Here is an 18,058-nt window from a genome sequence, read left to right on the forward strand (position 1 = left end):
GAGTAAGGCCATGGTGTGTAGCCTCGCCCATATGACCGACCTGGGAGCGTTCCTGCGCGGCCGCCGGGAGGCGGTTACTCCCGCGCAGGTCGGGTTGCCTACCAGCGCCCGCCGCCGCACGCCGGGCCTGCGCCGGGCCGAGCTGGCCATCCTCGCTGGGGTGAGTGTGGAATACCTGACCAGGCTGGAGCAGGGTCGCGATCGGCATCCGTCGATGCAGGTGCTGGCGGCGCTGGCCGACGCGCTGGGGTTGTCAGCGCAGGAACGGTTGCACCTGCGCGGCCTGGCCAAGGTGGCTGGGGGCGGTGGCGGGCTGATATGTGCCGGGCTGGAGCCGCCGGCGCGGGAAGTCCGGCCCACCGTGCAGGCACTGCTGCTACGGCTCGAGCCGGCCCCCGCGTATGTGGCCAACCGGCTCACCGATGTCCTTGCCTACACCTCGGGGTTCGAGCGTCTGGCCGGTCCGGTCGGGCTGCTGGACGCCGACCCGCCCAACCTGGCCCGCTACACCTTCGCCGACACGCGGGCGCGAAACGCTTACCCGCAATGGGATCTGGTGGCCGACGAACGGGCGGCGACGCTGGCGACGGCGATCGGCCCCGACGACCCACACCGCACGGAACTGGTTGATGAGCTAACGGTCGTTGCGGGCGCGTCGTTCGCCGCCCGGCTGGCCGCAGCCACCGTCCCCAACCGCACCGGGACCGAGCGGTTCACGCACCCGCAGGTGGGCGAGTTGCGGCTCGCTTACGAGACGTTGGACCTGCCCGACGCCGACGGCCAAAGCCTCGTGGTGTACCTGCCGGCCGACGACGCCACCTCGACCGCGCTCGACCAGCTAAACGGTCGCCGACCCGGCGCACTGCGCCCAGTCCCGCACGCAAGTCGACGGTCGGCCTAGACACCACGGCATCGCAGCTTTGCCAATCGTTAGACGACAACCGTGTACGGGCAATGCTTTCGGGCATTGTCGTCGTCGCGAGCGTCGATGGACGGCACGAAAAGAGACATGCCTTGCACGCGGATCTGTCCGGTGAAGGCGGCTGTTAGTGTCCGTTGTCATGTGGGCTGAGGAGATCGTCGCCGGTCGGGCTGCGTGGCGTCATGTCGCCTCCGGGGTGGTCTTCCGGGAGGTGCCTGGCGGAACCTTCCAGATGGGTCTGTCCGAGGCGGAGCTAGCGGCGGTTAGGGCGATCGAGCGCGCCGGCGGAGCCGAGGACAGTATTGAGCCGTTCTTCGCCAGCGCTGGGAATGCCCAGCCGGTACGTGAGGTGCGGATGGAACCGTTCCTGATCGCCCGGCACCCGTTGACCGTGGCGCAGGTCCGGCACTGGTTGCCCGAGTATGAGGACGACTACGCAGACACTGACTCAGGCACGGCCCGCATCGAGGACGACCTGGACGACCTGCTGGAGGCGTTGCCGTTCCAGCTGCCCAGCGAGGCGCAGTGGGAGTACGCAGCCCGAGCCGGCACCACCACCTTGACCTTCCGCGGCGACGGGAAACCCGGCGAGGACCAGTTGCTCGACGACTTCGGTGATGAGCAGCGGACTGCCGCCGCCGAGAATGCGTTCGGGCTGGCGGCAATGGGATCGGCTAACGAAATCTGCGCCGACGTGTGGATTCCCGGTTTCGCCGGCGCCTGGGCGGATGCCCGCCCAAGAACCGGTGACGGCCCCAGGACGGTACGCGGCGGTGCCGCCGACCTCTATCCGTGGCAGGGCTGCGACGAGTGGCTGCTACTGCTCGCTGCCACCAGATATGAGCACTATCAGTTCACCGCGGTCCGCCCGGTCGCAACAGTGCCACCCTGCACCTAGCCCGCCAACCACTCACCTCAGCCGGCAGATCACACTCTCGCCCGCCGTGCCGACGACCTCCCAGCCCGCAGTCACAGCCGGCCAGGTCATGGCCTCCGACGTCGTGGTGCGGGCACCTGCGCTCGGTTGTCCCAGGCTTCTGCCCTTTGGGCGCCTATTCCGGTCGCGACAATGCGCGCAGGCGCTGTTCACGGCGTTTGCTCAGCCGCCTCATCACCAGCAGCACCAGGATGCCCGCTGCGGCTGTACCCGCGCCGATCCAGGCGATCGTGGAGGTGTCCGTGCCAGTTTGCGGCAATTCCGCGGCAGCGAAGGTGATCTGAGCACCGTCGTTGCCCCGGTTGATGTCGAGGTCAGGCGTATGGCCAAAGACGTCGTTGAAGCCACGGATGACTGTCCCGGGACCGGTGGGCCGCGCGGTGATGCGCACCTGGAAGGTGATCAGCAGGCTTTCGCCCGGTGCCAGCGGGCGCAGCGTGCAAATAAACCCTGTCGGGTCGATCACGCCGGTCAGCAGAGAGCATGGGGGTTCAGTTTGAGCCATCTGGGTACCGGCCGGCAGGCGGACATGGAGGGTGTGCTTGGCCTGGCCCGACCCGAGCGAGGGGGCCGACGTGTCTGGGCCGAGGTTTTTCACCCCCACGGTCACGGGCACCGTGGACCCGACCTTGCCTTCCACATGGGTTCCCAGGGCCATGATGTCGTAGCCGGGGACCACGCTGATGGCGAACGAGGCCTGGTCGTTGGTGGGGTCGGTGTCCAGGTCGGTGCCCGGGCCGAACGCTCTGGTCGAGACCGTGCCAACGCCGCTGACCGGACCGGTGATCTTCATGTTGAAACTGACTTGCACGACATGGGTCGGCTGGATGGTGCCCAGAAGGCAGTTGAAACGGTGGGGATCGGCCGGCAGCACGATCGCCGGTGTGCAGTGCTGCGAGATCGAACCGGTCACCAGCTCTGTACCTGCGGGAAGCTCAACTGCGATGAGGCGTGAAGGATTGAGCTGCACATCCGGTGGCGCGGTCGACTCAGGGCCGCTGTTTTGGACCTGGGCGGTCATGTGGTGAATCGATCCCACCACAGTGGTGAGGGTCGCCGGCGACACAGATGCGCCAAGGTTGTAACGCGGCGGAGGCGGGGGATCGGCTTGTGCAGCAACGGGTGTGTAGCCAAACGTGAACGCCGCGGCGGCGGCCATGGCACCCCATCGAGATCGCATAGCGGCGCTCCTCTCAGCCAGCACACGCTATACCAAGTCGAGCCACCACGCTCGCGCAAGCCTTGACCGCCGACGTCCGATCCGGACTCTGCCCAGGATTTGTAGTGGCCTGAAATCCGTTGGGCTTGTCCCGGTTTCTCGTGACGACGGTGTCAAAAACCAGTGGACCGGCGGCGCTGCGTGGCTTTACCGTGCTGCCGAGCCAAGTTGCCGAGCCAAGGACGTTCCGTTGTACACATTGTGAGACCTCCCGAGCGCTGATTCGTCGCGTGTCGCACATGTGCGGCGCGCTCTCTTCCTGCTGCGGACATCTCACTGAAACCGGTGTACTTCTATGCTCAAGAACAGGGCCGTCGTGCCCACCTGCCTGCCGCTCGTCATCCGCTGTTGCCGCGGTTGCGTGTCCGAGCGGTTCCGGGCGACCATCAAATTTCGCGTCAACGCAGATCACAAGCTCCTCGACGCCTGGCTCCTCATGCTTTGCAGCGCCTGCGGGGATCCTGCGAAGCTCACTGTCCTGGAGAGGATGAACATGCGGCTCCGCACGACCCGAGGTGCTGGACCGGCTGCACGACAGCGAGGCGGGTTTGACAGCCGGACTGCTCGAGGTTTCGGTCGCGCAATGCCGCACACGCATGGCCCTCGACTGGGACAACGCCTGGCGCCTCGACGCGGGCGAACCGGATCGCTTTGACCATGAGGTGATCGACGTCTCGGTCCGCTTTTGCATCGCGTATCCCGGCCCGGCCGGGGCGGCTGATCGCCGAAGATTGGCGGCCTTGGCGGGCCGAGGCCAACACTGATCCACGGCGGGCGCATGCCCGCGATCGACTGGCCGACCAGCGATCCGACATCGGATCGTTCGCGCGACCGCATCTGCGCTTCATCGGTCGTGCGCCACCACGAATTTTCTCGCGATCAGCGGTGATGGCTGCGATTGACTTGCTCGGCGGGTGGCGATAGCTTCCGTGGGTCATGCGAGCCATTTGGCACCGTTGGTCTGTGCGGAAGCTGGCGATGGTCGCCGCTGCGGCCATCGTCGTGAGTGGATGCGTGCGGGCCGATGCCGACCGCAGCCACGGCCCGGCGTCCACCTCCTCGACCGAGGCCTCGCCGTCGGCGGATCCGTCGGGCGTGCCTGTGTCGACGGCGAGCCCGTCCCCGGCTGGTGTTGCGGTCAGTCCGGCGGTGAGCCCGGCGCGCACCAGTACAGCGGCCCCCAGCCGCTTCGCGACCTTGCAGCCGGGCGCGCGGCTTCCGGCGGGCGATCAGTGCGCGGGCTGGGTGCGCGCTCGGCCGAAGAAGGAGAACAAGGGCGTCAACCGCGCCGCCAACTCCGTTACCGGCCAGCATGTCGATGCGTCGACGTTTGGGGGCGGTGCCGGCCTGGCCAAGCGTGTCGATGGGCAGTTCACCGGGACCACCGAGGAGATTCTGCGCTGGGCGGCCTGCAAATGGGGCATCGACGAGGACCTTGTCAAGGCGCAGGCGGCGATCGAGAGCTGGTGGCGTCAGGACACGCTGGGCGACTTCGGCACCGATGCCGGCGCCTGCCCGGAAGGCCACGGCCTGGGCGCCGACGGGCAGGCCGGTAAGTGCCCGCAGAGCTACGGCATCCTGCAAAACCGTTACCCCTACATGAAAACCGCGTTCCCCGGCGCGATGAGGTCGACCGCAATGAGCGCCGATCTGGCCTACGGCATCTGGCGCATCTGCATGGAGGGCCACGAAACCTGGCTCAACACCGTGGAACGCGGCCAGCAATATGCCGCCGGCGACGCCTGGGGCTGTGTGGGCCGCTGGTTTTCCGGACGCTGGCACACCGAGGCCAGCGAGCAGTATGTCGGGCGGGTCAAGGACTATCTCAACCAGCGCATCTGGGAAACACCCAACTTCCAGCAGCCCTGAGCAACCGTCCAATCGGGATACAGCTACCGAAAGCCGCGCGGCACCGAGCCGAGCCGCAGCCCGGTGCCAGCGGCTCGCCGTGTCAGGTGGTGAGGTTTGCCGCCTGGAGGCCGGTCGTCACGAGCAGGGCGAAGGTGGTGGCCGTGAAGACGCTGACATGCACGGCGAGGCGGTGCTGGCGCGGGGCGTAGGCCAGGGCGGCGCCGAGCAGCCCGCCGGTGAGCAGGCCGCCGAGGTGGCCCTGCCAGGAGGTGAAGCCGGCGGAGATCACCATCCAGATCACCAGCATGGTGATCAGGCGATGGCGGTCGATGGGTTGCTGGCTCATCCGCGAGGCGATGACGAAGTAGCACGATGCCAAGCCGAAGATGGCGCCCGAGGCGCCCACAGCGGACTGCGCCGGATCGACCAGGAAGCCGAGCACCGAGCCGCCCAGCGCGCACACCAGGTACACCGCGAGGAAGCGCCACCAGCCCAGCTGTTCCTCCAGGATCCTGCCCAGCAGCCACAGCCAGTACATGTTCAGCAGGATGTGGGCGATGCTGAACACGCCGCTGCTGGGGGACAGGTGCAGGAACGCCGAGGTGAGCAGGCGCTCCCACTGTCCATATGCGACACCTTCTTGGGTGAAGCCGAGCCGGTTCACCCCATCGTCGAGGAAATGGCCGCCATCCGGGCCGACCAGGCCGATGCCGAGGTTGCTGAACCGGCCGACCACTCCCGGATCGGCGAGCTCCACCAGGTACACGATGATGGTTATGGCAATGAGGGTGTAGGTGACATAGGGGCGGCTGGACAGCTGGCCGCCGAACACGGTTGTCGCGGCGCGAACGGTTTTGCTCTCGCTGCGGATGCACTCGGGGCACCGGAATCCGACAGGCGCCTCCCGCATGCAGTCCGGGCAGATGAAGCGGTCGCAGCGGGTGCATCGCACGCTGGTGGCACGGCGGGAGTGCTTGAAGCACGTCGTCGTCGGCCCGGCATCCTGCTGGCCGTTGTTGGTCGTCTCCATGAGAGGGTCTCCCCGAGTTCGGTGGCGCCGATCAGGTTAGACCACCACCGGCCCGGCCGTGGGGCACCCCGGTGCGCCGTGACCGCGGGCCAGCGAAGCCGCGATATTGGCCGAACGGGTTGATGGAAAGCGCTTTCCTGCCGATGGTACGCGGCGCTGTCCGTGTGTCGATACTGCTCTATGGCTCTGGCGGGTTGGCGGTCTCCTGGTGATCAGAAGTGGTGCGCAGCGTGACCGCGGCCGTGGCAGCCTTTGCGGGGTCGCCGTTTCCGGGCACGGCCCCGCTGACCTGGGGGCAGCGTGCGTATTGGCTGGCCGCGCAGCGCCGCGGATCCAGCGCCACCCTCATCAGCATGCGCCGGGTGCTGAGCATGCCGCGGCGGGCGCCAGCCGATGTGGATTCGGTGCTGCGCGCCCTCGGCGGGCTCATCGAACGGCACAGCTCGCTGCGCACGCTGATCTTCTTCGAGCAGGGGCGGCAGGAGGTGGTGGCCGGCGGCGGGCAGCCGGTGCTGGTGGTCCCGGCTGATCTGTCCGATCCGGATGGTTCGGCGACCGCGGCCAGGCTGGCCAAAACGCTTGCGGAGCAGCCTTTCGACCACGCAGCCGAACTGCCACAGCGCATCGCCCTGGTCGTCTCGCAGCTGGGGGCGGTGTGCCAGATCGTCGTGGTCTTCAGCCACACCACCGTGGACTTCCAGGCCACCGAGCTGGTCCTGCGTGACCTGCGCCTGCTGCTGCTGCGCGGGGCGGTGCCCACCCCGGCCGGACCGCAGTCGGCCGATGTGGGCCAGGCCGAACAGGAGGAAGCGTCGCTGCGCCGCTGCCGGCGCGCGGTCTCCTACTGGGTGGACGGTTTCCGGCGGCTGCCCGTCGACACGCTGGCACCGGTCGGGCCCGCCCAGCAGCCACGGTGGCGGCGCTGCGTGCTGGTCTCGGCGGCGGCCGACACCGCCGCGCGGCTGATCGCCCAGCAGCACCGGGTCACCAGCTCGACGGTGCTGCTCAGCGCGGTCGCCGGGGTGCTGGCCACCTGGTCGGGCACGGACACCTGCGGCATGCACACCATGGTCAATAACCGTGCCCTGGACCGATTCCAGCAGGCGATCACCAAACTCAACCAGCTGGGCCTGGTGGTGGTCGACCTGTCGGGCAAACCCAGCTTCGCCGAGGCCCTGCCGCAGGTGTGGCAGGCGGCCATCCGGGCCTACCGGCACGCCTACTACGACCCGGCGCAGATGGCTGCCGCGTTCGCCGAGGCGGGCCTGCCCTACGCGACCGGGGTCAGCCCGCACTGCTACTTCAACGACATCCGGCTGGCACCGGCCGACACCGACCTGTTCGGGCGCGACGCGGGCGAGGAGGCGGTGCGCAAAAGCATGGGCCGCAGCACTTTCACCGTGGGGGAGGGGCTGGACCAGTTCACCTGGCGCCTGCGCGTCGAGATCATCGATGCCGCCGACGGCATCGGGTTCGCCCTGACCGGCGACACCGGCTACCTGCCACCGCCCAGGGCCGAACTGTTCCTGCGCGCTGTCGAAGGGCTTCTGGTGCAGGCGGCCTTCCACGCCGCGCCATGGCCGTGGACGCCCAAACCCTGAACGTATGTCCTATGTGGAGCGCCGACGGGCCAGCCAGCGCAATGACGACATGCCCAGGCCCTTCATCATGGCCATCAGGTGCGGATCGGCGTCCGGGCCCGCATAGCAGAGCGTCGCCAGCAGGAACCCGGAGTGCGCCGCCAGCTGCACGTCGATGTGCGACGGGTCCACGGCCGCGGTCAGCGGCAGCGATTCCAGCAGCGGCTGCGGGTCGATGCCCGACAGCCCGGCGCTGATCAGCAGGGTGACGACGTCGACGTGGCCAGCGCCCACCCAGGCGTGTGGCCAGTCGACGAAGAAGACGCGTTCGTCGCTGACAAGAACGTTGAACGGGTAAAGATCGCCGTGCAGCAGCGTCTCCCCGGCGATGGCCTCGTCGAGCCTTTGCTCCAGGGCGAGCAGCATTTGCAGATTCTGGTGTGCCCACGGGGCGACCTCGGCCAGGCGCTGGCGTGGCTGCTCGGAATCGACGAGGTAATGCCAGCCGCCGAGGCGGGGCGGCACCTTCTCCACCACCAGATCCGGGGCGGGGGTCAGCTGTGCGGCCAGCTCACCCGCGGCGGCCAGAATGCGCTGCAGCTGCTCAGGTTGCCAGGGCTGGGCCGGCAGCCGGCCCTCGATGTCCTGGAACGCCAACGCCACCCACTGCCCGTCGTCGTAGGCGTCCAGCAGCCTGGGCACCGCGACATGGGCCGGCATCGCGCTGGAGACGGCTCGCTCGCGCCGGTGGAACCGGCCGACGTGGGGAGAGGTGCTGGCGTTGATGGCCTTCACGAAAACCCTGCGCCCGTTTTCGAGCACCAATCGCGCCGCCAGCCCGTCGGAGAAGCCGCCGGACTGGCTCGCGGCATCGACCACTTTGGAACCCAGCATCGACTCGATGCCCGATGCGGCTGCCGCCGGCAGGTCGGCCCAGGTGATACGGCGGCTGCCGGTGGCCGGCGGCAGTGCCTCCATGGCGCCGAAGGGCTCATCCTCAAAAGATCCGATACGGCCATGCTAGCGCCGCGACGGCCGGCCCCTCGCCCACCGGTGCTCGGGCAAGGGGCCGGCGATCGCTCAGCGGAATGTGTTGCGGTAGACGCGGGTGTCGTGGCCGCGGATGAACAGGTCCAGGCCGCCGCCGAAGGCGTTCAGGGCGGGCCCGGCCGGTGTCGAGCCTGCTCCGGGCACCTCGCTGAACTGGCCCCACACGCCGCCGTCCTGCTGGCCGATGAAGATGCGGTTGTTGGTGGTCCGCAGAGCCAGCAGCTGGCTGGTGCCCAGGGTGGTCGCCTGTGGGGTGTCGAAGGTGGCGACCGTGTTGCTGAGGATCTCGAAGTACCCGAACCAGGATCCGCCGCTGAGCTGGTCGACGTACACCCTGGTTCCGGGGCCGGTGCCGCTCAGGCCGGCGTGGAACATGTACAGCGACCCGTTGGCGAAATTGGCCGACACCCCGGCCCGGGTCTGGGCGCGGAAGGGCGGAACCTCCGCGTGCGGAGTCCAGAACGAACCGTCGAAGCGGCTGAAGTAGATCGTGTTGGCGTTGCGGTCGCTGGTGCCGACATGGAATAGGTGGAGGAACTGGCCGTCAGTGGCGGTGCCCATCGACAGGAACGCGCGCCCGTTGCCCGGGACCTCCGAGTAGCCCGACCATGAGGAGCCGTCGAACCTGTTGACACAGATCTTGCCGCCGCCCGCGTTGTCGGTGACGAACAGGTACAGGAATCCGTTGTAGACAGCGGCGGTGGGCGCGACACGGGTCTGCCTGCCCGGCAGCTGGGTGTACCCGCTCCACGAGAAACCGTCGAACCTGTTGACGTGTACCAGGTCGGAGGAGCTGCGGATGAACAGGTACTCCGCCGAGTTGTAGGTGACCGCGAACGGCGAGCTCATGGTGAAAAGGCCACCGGGGACCTCGGCGTAGCCCGACCATGCGGCGGCCGACGCCGGTGCCGTCCACAGGCCGGTCGTGGCCATGGCCGGCACCGCGACCGCCGCCGCACGCAGCAGGGCTCTGCGGCTGGCCGCGGCTCCGCCCGCCTCGTTCTTGCGCATCATTTCTCCTTCGTGTACGCGACATGACGCCAGAAGTCTCGATCGCAGGCCAGGCCAGGCACATCCGCAGGATTACTGCACCGGCTACCGAAGGTGACCAAGCGTCGGCATCGCATAGTGCGCACATGGTTACCGACCGGATGGAAGCCGTGCATCGGTGCGAAACGATGAACGAGTCGATGAACGGGCGGGAGTAACTTTCGACTCACGTGAACAGCCCGTCCGGGTGGGCCGCCCACGGAAGGCACCTAGTGCGAAACCCGGGGGTGGCCAGACAGATCGGGGGGTTTGGGGATGCGGGGGTCTGGTCACCCCACCATCGCCGAGCACCGATGTTGGCCGCCGCGCACAATGTGCGGGTGTACGGAATTCTCGGCCCGCTCGCGCTGAAGATCAACGGCGAATCTATCACCGTTCGGGGGGTGAAGAAGCAGCGTATGCTCGCCTGTCTGCTGTTGAGTCCCAACGCCATCGTCTCCACCGATGCGGTGATCGAGGCGATCTGGGAGGACAAGTCTCCCGACACCGCCGTGCGGCAGGTGCGCAACACCGCCTCGCAGCTGCGCCGGATGATCGGATCTGTACTCGAGACGGCGGGCAACGGCTATCGCCTGCGGGTCGAGGATGATCAGCTCGATGCGCTGCAGGCCGACTCGATCATCGCGCGGGCCGATGCCGCCACCGACCGTGGTGAGCAGGCCCGCCTGCTGCGCGAGGCGCTCGGGCTGTGGCGCGGGCCGGCGCTGGAGGGCATTGACAGCAGGTCGATCCGGTTCGGCGCCATCCATTGGGACAACAAATACCCGGCCTGCTTGGAAAGGTGCGTGGATGCGGAACTGGAGCTGGGCCGTCACGCCGAGGTCGCGGCTGAGCTCACCACGGTGATCGGCCGGTTCCCGCTGCGGGAACGCTTCCGCTATCAGCTGATGCTGGCGCTGTACCGCAACGGGCAGCCCGATGCCGCGCTCGCCGCCTATCAGGACACCCGCAGAACGCTGGATGCCGAGCTGGGCATCGAGCCGAGCGCCCGGCTCAACGAGCTGCAGCAGCAGATCCTGCGCCGGGACCGCAAACTCGATCTTTCCGAGCAGGCTCCCATTCCCCTGCAGCTGCCGCCTCCCGTCGGTTACTTCACCGGCAGGCGCGCCGAGCTGGCGCAGTTGCACGACGGTCTCGGCCAGGTGGACGAGTCGCAGATCGCCCTGATCGCGGGGCAGGGCGGCATCGGCAAGACCGCCCTGGCCGTTTACTTTGCGCACCAGGTCAAAGACCGCTTCCCCGACGGCCAGATCTTCCTCGATCTGCGCGGGCACGACCCGATGGGGGCGCTGACGGCCAGCGATGCCCTGCTGCATGTGCTGCGGAGCCTGAGTGTCACCGGCTCCGCGCTGCCGTCCGACCTGGACGGTCAGATCAATCTCTACCGGAGCCTGGCGGCGGGTCGGCGTCTGCTGATCATCGCCGACAATGCCAGCTCGGTCGAGCAGATCCTGCCGCTGGTCCCACCGGACGGGTCCAGTTTCCTGGTCCTGACCAGCCGCCACCGGCTGAGCCCGCTGACACTCAAACACGCGGTGCAACGGGCCACCCTCGAGGTACTTGACCGCGACGAATCCCTCGACCTGTTGCGAAGGGTCGTCGGCCCTCGCCTGGACTCCGAGCTCGATGCCGCGCACGAGCTGGTGACCCATTGCGGAGGCCTGCCTTTGGCGGTGCGGCTGATCGCGGCGCGCCTTTCCAGCCGGAAACGTCTGCCACTGGCCACCATTGCCGACCAACTGCGTAGGCAGGACACACGGATCGATATGGTTTCCCAGGATTCAGGGTCTTACGGGCTGCGCAGCGTCTTCGATGCCAGCTATCAGGCCCTCAGCGAACCCGCCGCGCTGGCGTTCCGCCTCCTTGGGTTGCACCCCGGCCCGGCTTTCTGTACCCATCTGGCGGCGTGTCTGATCGAGACCGGCCAGGCGCAGATCGACGAGATCCTCGACGAGATCGCCGAGGCGCACCTGCTGGTCGAGGTGTCCGACGGGCGTTACGCGTTTCACGACCTGGTGAGAATCTACGCCGCCGAACGGGCGAAATCACTGTCCGATCTGGACAATGCGCTGCATCGGCTGCGCCAGTGGTACCTGGGGCTCGCGGCGCTGGCCAACCAGAAGCTGACCCCGCAGCGCAAACGGGTGCAGGCCATGGCACTGCAGTTCGACCCGCCCGGTGGGCTGCTGGCATTCCTGGACACCGAACAGCTCAACTTCGTTCCTTTCATCCAGCACGCCGAGGCGCAGGGCGACCTGACGGCCGCCTGGCACTTCGGCTATCTCATCAATTCCTACTTCCTTTTTCGCGGCCACGCCGCCGAATCGGTTCCGGTGCACCAGGCCGCGTTGCGGGCAGCGCACGAGACCAGCGATCTGGTGGCGATCAGTGTCGCCAGCAAGAATCTCGGTGTCGCCTACCGGCGCACCGGCAATCCGCAGGCGGCGGTGGGCCATTTCACCGCGGCGCTCGAGGCGGAGCAGGCCATCGGCGATCAGCGGGCGGCCGGGTTCACGCTCAGCCAGCTCGGCATCGCCTACACCGACCTCGAACGCTACGTAGAGGCGATGGCTACTTACCGCACAGCCATTGCGATTCTCTCCCAGGCCGACGATCGCCGCGGGCTGGGCGTGGCCTACAACAATCTGGGCGAGCTGCACAACATCCTGGGCGACCACGACGCCGCCGAGCAGTGTCTGCAGCAGTCACTGTCCATCGCCCGCGAGCTTGGCGATCAGCGCGACGAGGCCATCACCTTGACAGCACTTGGCACCCTCCATATCAGACGGTCTGAATACGACTTGGCGATTACGACCCTCCACACGGCATTGGATCTACAACGCGCGATCGGCGAGAACTTCACCCGGGCCGAGACGCTCTGCGGGCTCGGAACTGCCTACCTGGGCCGGGGCGACACCGATGCGGGCCTGCGCCAGCTACGCGAGGCGGCGAGTCTGGCCAGGCAGACGGGCGACCAGCGATGGCTGGCCTATGCCCAGCAAAAGATTGACGCGACGAACACGCGGACCGAGGAGCGTTCATGAACTATTCGCACCTGCCGAATCAGGACACCCACAACCATCTGGACTTCGTAGTCTCCGCCCCGCCGCCCAACGACAACACTGATGGCCAGGACTGCGTCTGCGGCCATGCGGAGACCGACCACCATCCGTCGCAGGACTCGAGCAAGCCGACCTGGAAGTGCCTTCACTGCGCGTGCACCCGCGCCTACCCGGCGCGAGTCCCCTCCAACAGCTAGCTCGTCCCAGACCAGGGCCGGCCCCTTGGGGGCGGGGCCGGCCCGCTGGAACCATTGCCCGCCAACGGCTGGCGCGGCCTAGGCGGTCGCCGCGGCGGCCGATTCCCAGGGCGGCTCGATGTCGGTCAGGACCAGTTGGGTGGCGAGGTCGCCGTAGTCGGGGACCTCGCTGGTGGCGTCCAGGAAGGCGGTGACCATGGCCTGCAACGTGTCGCTGTCCGCGGCGGTGGCGTCCGCGGCATCGTCGGCCACCGACAGAAGCACAAGATCGCCCCCTCCGCTCGCGACAACGAGATCGCCTGTCGCCGTGACGCCCACCCCGGTCACCGGTGAGCCGGCCAATACGGGGTGCTCGACCGTGCGTTGACTTTTCGGGTCGACCTCCACCAGCGTTCCGGCCGGAGTGCCGATCCAGAGCACGGCGGGCCTGACCCCGAAGGCGATGTTGTGGCGCGACCATATTCGCATCCGCTCCCACCACCCCTGCTGGCGCAGAAAGCTTGGCCTGGGTTCGCCGAGCGTCGCCGTCCAGGCGCGCTGCAGCGAAGGGAATTCGAACACCTCGAGGAGGTTGTCGTGAGCGTTGCCGCGGATGGCGAAGTAACGGCCGTCCGAGCTGAAGATCGGCTTCTGGTAGAAGTCGCCGTCAAGCATCAGCGCCCGGCGCTGCACGCGCATCCTGGCCGGCACGCTGTCCTGGTCGACCCGGGCGAAGATGACCAGCGTCGCGCCTTGCTCGCTGCACAGGGTGACCACCAGGCCTCCGGCCGGGTGCACCTCCACCCCGGTGTCCCAAGGCGGGCCGGTACCAACGGTTCCCGGCGTCAAGGTGAGCACGTCAGAGGATTCCCACTCGTCGGCGTCGCCGGAGGACGGCGAGGCCCACAGCGTGTGACCATCGGGACTGAATGCCAGGCTGCGGTAGTCGGCTGTGGGCGGAACACCCTCCAATGCGGACACACCCTGCGGCGTCCACCTCACCACCCCGCCTTCTGTCGCCACCAGAAGCAGCGGCTGATCTGGGTGCCAGGCCACGGCGGGTGTCCAATCGCCGCGCAGGATTCCGGCATCCTGGGCGTAGACCGCCGAGCCGCCGCCGACGGTGCCTAGCGACTGCAGCCCGTTTGCCCCACAATCCCAGACATGAACCGCCGGGCGTTCGGAATCCAATCCTGCGACCAAGGGAAGCCGGGGATGGCACACCAGACGCTCGAGGGCAGCGCCGTTGCCGAGACGAACACATGCCGAGGTTTCAATGACCGCCACCCCGACACCGTACTGTGACGGCGGCGCCCTATGCGGCGGCCTGCTCGTCCGGGATCGGCATCGCGGCCGCCCCCGCCGGAGAGTTCGGCAGCGGGCGAAGCGGCTCGCGCACCCCGGCGCCACCGGGCGGGGCCGGCCGGTCAGGCCCACGGCCGGCGGGGGCAAGCCGGGCCACCTGCAGGGAGAGCCCCAGCCAGGCCAGGACCACCACCCCGGCCGCGATCGCTGCGGCCAGCAGGTAGCCGGTGACGATCGCGGTCGTCGCGATCGCACAGACCAATCCGACAATGATGAAGACGGCCCAAGCGGGGGTGTAAAAGAGCAGTGCGCGATTGCCGCGACGAGCCAGCACCCGGGTCTGGCGAAGGTTTGCCATCGGAGACCTCCTCAGATCCATTTATTGTCCTCCCTATCCGCAACTACGTCGATGACAGGGTTTTCCCTGCCGCGGCGCAGGGTCAGCCCGCTGGCGCTGGTCCTGATTTCTCAAAGACGCTGGCCGCCGTGACCTTCGAGGTTTCCCCGGCCGAGCTGACCGCCGGCGCGGCCTGGGCGGACAGGCTCGCCGCGGAGTTCCGTGCCATCGGCGACCGGCTGCAGCTGGGCTGCCAGGCAGCACCGAAGGTGGGCAACGTCCAGGCCGCCGCGGCGTACCAGCAGGCGCACTTCGGGTGGGCGCAGACGCGTTTCGAGGATCTGATGGCCGGCCATGCCGCGCTGACCAAGGTGGCCGACGGGCTGCGCGAGATCGCCGCCCGCCGGACAGGGCAGCCGCCGCGGCAGGTTGCTCGCAGCGCCGGCGAGACCACCGTTGCTGCGGCGTATTTCGGAGTACAGGATGTCCGCGTCACGGCGCAGCGCGTTCTGGAAGGAGACCCGGCTGATCTGAGGCAGCGGGCCAAGGTGTGCCAGCGTGCCGCGGCCGAGGTGGCGCAGGTCGCCGATCAGCTGTCGAGATGGCATCACCAGCTGGAACATCAGTGGGACGGTGTCACCGCGACGCTCGGCCTGGCCGTGCTGAAACAGATTGCGGCCAAACATGCTGTGCAGGCGGTGCAGCTGCGCGATTCGATGATTTCGTTCGCCGCGGTGGCAGGGGCGCTCAAGCGGGCGCAGGCGGTGGGTAAGCGCCTGGTTCTGGAGGCCGCCCGCCGTGATCAGGAGCTGAATTCCACTTTGGAAGACATCGGCGTGGTCATCGAGAACTACACCGGGGTGGACGTCGAGTCCTTCGCGGCGGACCTGATCGTCAGAGGCACCCGGAAGATCCGCAAGCGGGTGGTGGGCATCAACGCCAGGATGAACGCGGCCGTGCGCCAATACGAGGCGGTGCTGCGGGCTCAGGCCGCCGTGCTCGCGGGCATGCCCGGCGCGGTGCGCGCCGACGCCGGGCCCGAGGACGCGCCGGGGGATGCGCAGCTGCGTCAGGTCGCGCTGTTCCGCAGCGTCTACGGCCGGGAGCCGGGCGGCAGCAGCGATCGTCTGATGGCACGGGCGCTCGACCTGCGTACCGCGGGAGATGACGGCCACGACCCGCAGGCCCGGGTGGTCGTGGTACGGATCGAGAAGGTGCCGGGTGCGGGCCTGGTGCACGGCGCCGCCTTCATCGCGAGCGACGAGGTGTTCAACCCGCGCCCCAACGCCAGCCTGTTCGATCGCGGCGACAATCGCGGCTTCTCGCCCGAGGAAGGGCCGGAGCGGTCCCGCACCTCGTTCTATGTGGACTATGAGGCCGGTGTGGTGGTGGCGCGCCAGAACACCTCGCACGACGAGCGGGGCGAGGTGCAGGTCGGCGACCCCATCGTCGGCGTCGAGCAGGACGGCGCGGGCCGGGTCAGGTTGCGCATGGAGGCCACCAATCCGCTGGCCCCCGGCCTGGCTCAGACTGCCAACTTCAGCGTGCGCAGCGATCTGGTCATCGACCCGCATGCCGCGCCGGCTTCGGTCAGCGGCGAGGTGTCGCAGTTTCCGTCGTGGGAGGTGTACCAGCGGCACGACGAAACGGTGGTGGCGCTGCTGCAGCGCCCGGAGGATGCGCTGCCGGCCGGTCTAGGCCCGATGCTGGGCCTGCCGCAGCCCACGGTTCGGGTGGGCGAGCCCGGCGTGCTTGAGGCCTGGCGGCGCACGCATCACCCGGGTCAGGGCCACTTCGAGTCCGATGTGGACAGACTGCTGCAGTATCCGCTGACCCGCGACGATCCGTTCTTCAGGTACCCGCTGCCCCCGGCGCACTATCCCACCGTCGACAGTGCCGGGCGGCTACAGTTCCCCAGCGGCAATCATGTCTGATCGTGACGGCGGGCGACGAGCACCGCATCGTGGATGGTGACCGCGTTGCCGTCGTGGTCGACGGCGGCGCGCGGTCTGGCCTGGGCCACCGCTATCTGCCAGCCGGCCAGGCCGAGCTCGGCGACCAGCTGCTCGGCGGTGAACATCATGTCGGGAAAGTGCATGCGGTGCGCGGAGGTCCGCAGATCGGACGGATGATGGCCCACCACCAGCAGGGTTCCGCCCGGGGCCACGGCGGCGGCCAGCCGGGCATACAGGTCGCGGCGAACCTCGCCGGGCACATGCATGAACTGCGCCGAAACCAGATCGTAGGCGCCGGGCGCGGGCAGGTGATCTCGCAGGTCCGCGTGCAGCCACTCGATGCGTTGCGCGACATCGGCTCCGGCGGCCGTGGCGTGTTCGGCGGCACGCTGCAGGGCGGTGCGGGAGATGTCGACAGCCGTTACCTGCCAACCGTTTTCGGCCAGCCACACCGCGTCGGCGCCTTCGCCGCAGCCGACGTCCAGCGCCCGCCCCGGCTTGCGCCCGGAGACCTCGGCCACCAGCTGAGGGTTGGGGCGTCCGCTCCACACCATCGGTTTGGCGCTGTAACGCTGCTCCCATGCCTGCTCGGTGAACATGGTGCTGATCCGCTCCCGGTAGCTGTCCACGGCCTCGCGGGTGTCGGCGGCGACGAGGTCGGCGTTGATGGCCGCGGCGGCGTTGAGTCCCGCGGCCGCGGCGGCGATCACCGTGGCGCGAACGTCGGCCACGTTGCCTGCCACCCACACCCCGGGCACGTCGGTGGCGCCGCTGGGGTCGGCCGGGATCTGGGTGCCGTAGAGGTGCCCGTTGCCTTCCACCTGTACCGTTTTGAGCCCGAGCGATTCCAGCAGACCGCCGCGCGCGGTGAAAAGCGGGGCGACGACCAGGGCGTCGAGCGCGACGACCTCGCCGGTGCTCAGCCGCACGCCGGTCAGCCTGTCCCCGGAGATTTCCAGCCCGGCGGCCGGCTCGTCGATGACGACGATCTCGCGTGCCGCCAGCTGCTCGGCCTGCTCGGCGTCCAGCGGCGCCATGCCGTGGCGCAGCAGCATCACCTGCGGGCTCCACTGCCTCCACAGCTGGGCCAGGTGAAGTGCCACCGGCGCGGTGCCGAGGATCCCGATCCGCTTGTCGCGGACCTCCCATCCGTGGCAGTACGGGCAGTGCAGCACGTCGCGGCCCCACCGCTCGCGCAGCCCGGCCAGATCGGGCAGCTCGTCGACCAGCCCGGTGGTCACCAGCAACCGCCGTGCCAGCACGCGGCGCCCGTCTGCCAGCGTGACGTCGAAGCCGTCGTCGTGACGGGTCACCGCCTCGGCCTGCCCTGCCACGAGGTGCCCGCCGTATCCGGTGACCTCCTCACGGCCGGCGGCCAGCAGGTCGGCCGGTGGGGTGGCTTCCCGCCCCAGATAGTTGTGCACGTGATCGGCGGGCGCGTTGCGCGGCTGCCCGGCGTCGATGACCAGGACCGATCGTCTGGCCCGGGCCAGCCCAAGTGCCGCGCTGAGCCCGGCCGCGCCGCCGCCGATGATCACGACGTCGTATTTCGCCTCCACGGTGATCCCCCTTTGCCTCTGTGTG

The 18,058-nt window shown here is 68.5% G+C and carries 15 protein-coding genes; 8 read left to right on the forward strand and 7 right to left on the reverse strand.

Features of this window, described 5'->3' with window-relative positions:
- Positions 1-31: 31 nt before the first annotated feature.
- Both Rhe02_RS09810 and Rhe02_RS09815 read left to right on the forward strand, forming a co-directional pair.
- Complete coding sequence (locus Rhe02_RS09810) at positions 32-901, forward strand: helix-turn-helix domain-containing protein (RefSeq protein ID WP_203907811.1); 870 nt, start codon at positions 32-34, stop codon at positions 899-901.
- A 160-nt stretch (positions 902-1,061) separates the two neighbouring features.
- Entirely contained in the window at positions 1,062-1,820 is a 759-nt protein-coding gene (locus Rhe02_RS09815) for a formylglycine-generating enzyme family protein (RefSeq protein ID WP_203907812.1), read from the forward strand.
- Between the two features lie 154 nt (positions 1,821-1,974).
- Here the strand turns inward: Rhe02_RS09815 and Rhe02_RS09820 are convergent, their stop codons facing one another.
- On the reverse strand, positions 1,975-3,039 hold the full coding sequence (locus tag Rhe02_RS09820) for an LPXTG cell wall anchor domain-containing protein (protein ID WP_203907813.1): 1,065 nt from the start codon (positions 3,037-3,039) through the stop codon (positions 1,975-1,977).
- 554 nt (positions 3,040-3,593) lie between these two features.
- On the opposite strand from Rhe02_RS09820, the gene Rhe02_RS49725 reads away from it, so the two are divergent.
- Both Rhe02_RS49725 and Rhe02_RS09830 read left to right on the forward strand, forming a co-directional pair.
- Entirely contained in the window at positions 3,594-3,842 is a 249-nt protein-coding gene (locus Rhe02_RS49725; protein WP_239123644.1) for a DUF1062 domain-containing protein, read from the forward strand.
- A 199-nt stretch (positions 3,843-4,041) separates the two neighbouring features.
- The gene (locus Rhe02_RS09830) at positions 4,042-4,947 is read left to right on the forward strand and encodes a hypothetical protein (RefSeq protein ID WP_203907815.1); all 906 of its coding nucleotides are present in this window, start codon (positions 4,042-4,044) and stop codon (positions 4,945-4,947) included.
- 82 nt (positions 4,948-5,029) lie between these two features.
- On the opposite strand, the gene Rhe02_RS09835 is transcribed toward Rhe02_RS09830, so the two are convergent.
- A complete protein-coding gene (locus Rhe02_RS09835; protein ID WP_203907816.1) occupies positions 5,030-5,959 on the reverse strand; it encodes a rhomboid family intramembrane serine protease in 930 nt (309 codons plus the stop codon).
- A gap of 230 nt (positions 5,960-6,189) precedes the next feature.
- Here Rhe02_RS09835 and Rhe02_RS09840 point away from each other — a divergent pair, with 230 nt between their 5' ends.
- Positions 6,190-7,560, forward strand: a complete 1,371-nt coding sequence (locus Rhe02_RS09840) for a condensation domain-containing protein (protein ID WP_203907817.1) — start codon at positions 6,190-6,192, stop codon at positions 7,558-7,560.
- A 9-nt stretch (positions 7,561-7,569) separates the two neighbouring features.
- Here Rhe02_RS09840 and Rhe02_RS09845 read toward each other — a convergent pair whose 3' ends face one another.
- Both Rhe02_RS09845 and Rhe02_RS09850 read right to left on the reverse strand, forming a co-directional pair.
- Positions 7,570-8,517: an aminoglycoside phosphotransferase family protein gene (locus Rhe02_RS09845; RefSeq protein ID WP_203907818.1), complete on the reverse strand. Its 948-nt coding sequence runs from the start codon at positions 8,515-8,517 to the stop codon at positions 7,570-7,572.
- A 102-nt stretch (positions 8,518-8,619) separates the two neighbouring features.
- Complete coding sequence (locus Rhe02_RS09850; RefSeq protein ID WP_203907819.1) at positions 8,620-9,603, reverse strand: PLL family lectin; 984 nt, start codon at positions 9,601-9,603, stop codon at positions 8,620-8,622.
- A 356-nt stretch (positions 9,604-9,959) separates the two neighbouring features.
- On the opposite strand from Rhe02_RS09850, the gene Rhe02_RS09855 reads away from it, so the two are divergent.
- Positions 9,960-12,683: an AfsR/SARP family transcriptional regulator gene (locus Rhe02_RS09855; RefSeq protein ID WP_203907820.1), complete on the forward strand. Its 2,724-nt coding sequence runs from the start codon at positions 9,960-9,962 to the stop codon at positions 12,681-12,683.
- On the forward strand, positions 12,680-12,898 hold the full coding sequence (locus Rhe02_RS09860) for a hypothetical protein (protein ID WP_203907821.1): 219 nt from the start codon (positions 12,680-12,682) through the stop codon (positions 12,896-12,898). Before Rhe02_RS09855 ends, Rhe02_RS09860 begins: the two co-directional genes overlap by 4 nt.
- A 78-nt stretch (positions 12,899-12,976) precedes the next feature.
- Here the strand turns inward: Rhe02_RS09860 and Rhe02_RS09865 are convergent, their stop codons facing one another.
- Positions 12,977-14,164: a WD40 repeat domain-containing protein gene (locus Rhe02_RS09865; RefSeq protein WP_203907822.1), complete on the reverse strand. Its 1,188-nt coding sequence runs from the start codon at positions 14,162-14,164 to the stop codon at positions 12,977-12,979.
- A gap of 28 nt (positions 14,165-14,192) precedes the next feature.
- A complete protein-coding gene (locus Rhe02_RS09870) occupies positions 14,193-14,540 on the reverse strand; it encodes a hypothetical protein (RefSeq protein ID WP_203907823.1) in 348 nt (115 codons plus the stop codon).
- A gap of 128 nt (positions 14,541-14,668) precedes the next feature.
- Here Rhe02_RS09870 and Rhe02_RS09875 point away from each other — a divergent pair, with 128 nt between their 5' ends.
- Entirely contained in the window at positions 14,669-16,453 is a 1,785-nt protein-coding gene (locus Rhe02_RS09875; RefSeq protein WP_203907824.1) for a hypothetical protein, read from the forward strand.
- On the opposite strand, the gene Rhe02_RS09880 is transcribed toward Rhe02_RS09875, so the two are convergent.
- Complete coding sequence (locus Rhe02_RS09880) at positions 16,444-18,033, reverse strand: FAD-dependent oxidoreductase (protein WP_203907825.1); 1,590 nt, start codon at positions 18,031-18,033, stop codon at positions 16,444-16,446. The two genes, Rhe02_RS09875 and Rhe02_RS09880, sit on opposite strands and share 10 nt — an antisense overlap.
- Positions 18,034-18,058 lie beyond the last annotated feature (25 nt).

This window comes from Rhizocola hellebori, from assembly GCF_016862955.1.
Lineage (GTDB): Bacteria > Actinomycetota > Actinomycetes > Mycobacteriales > Micromonosporaceae > Rhizocola > Rhizocola hellebori.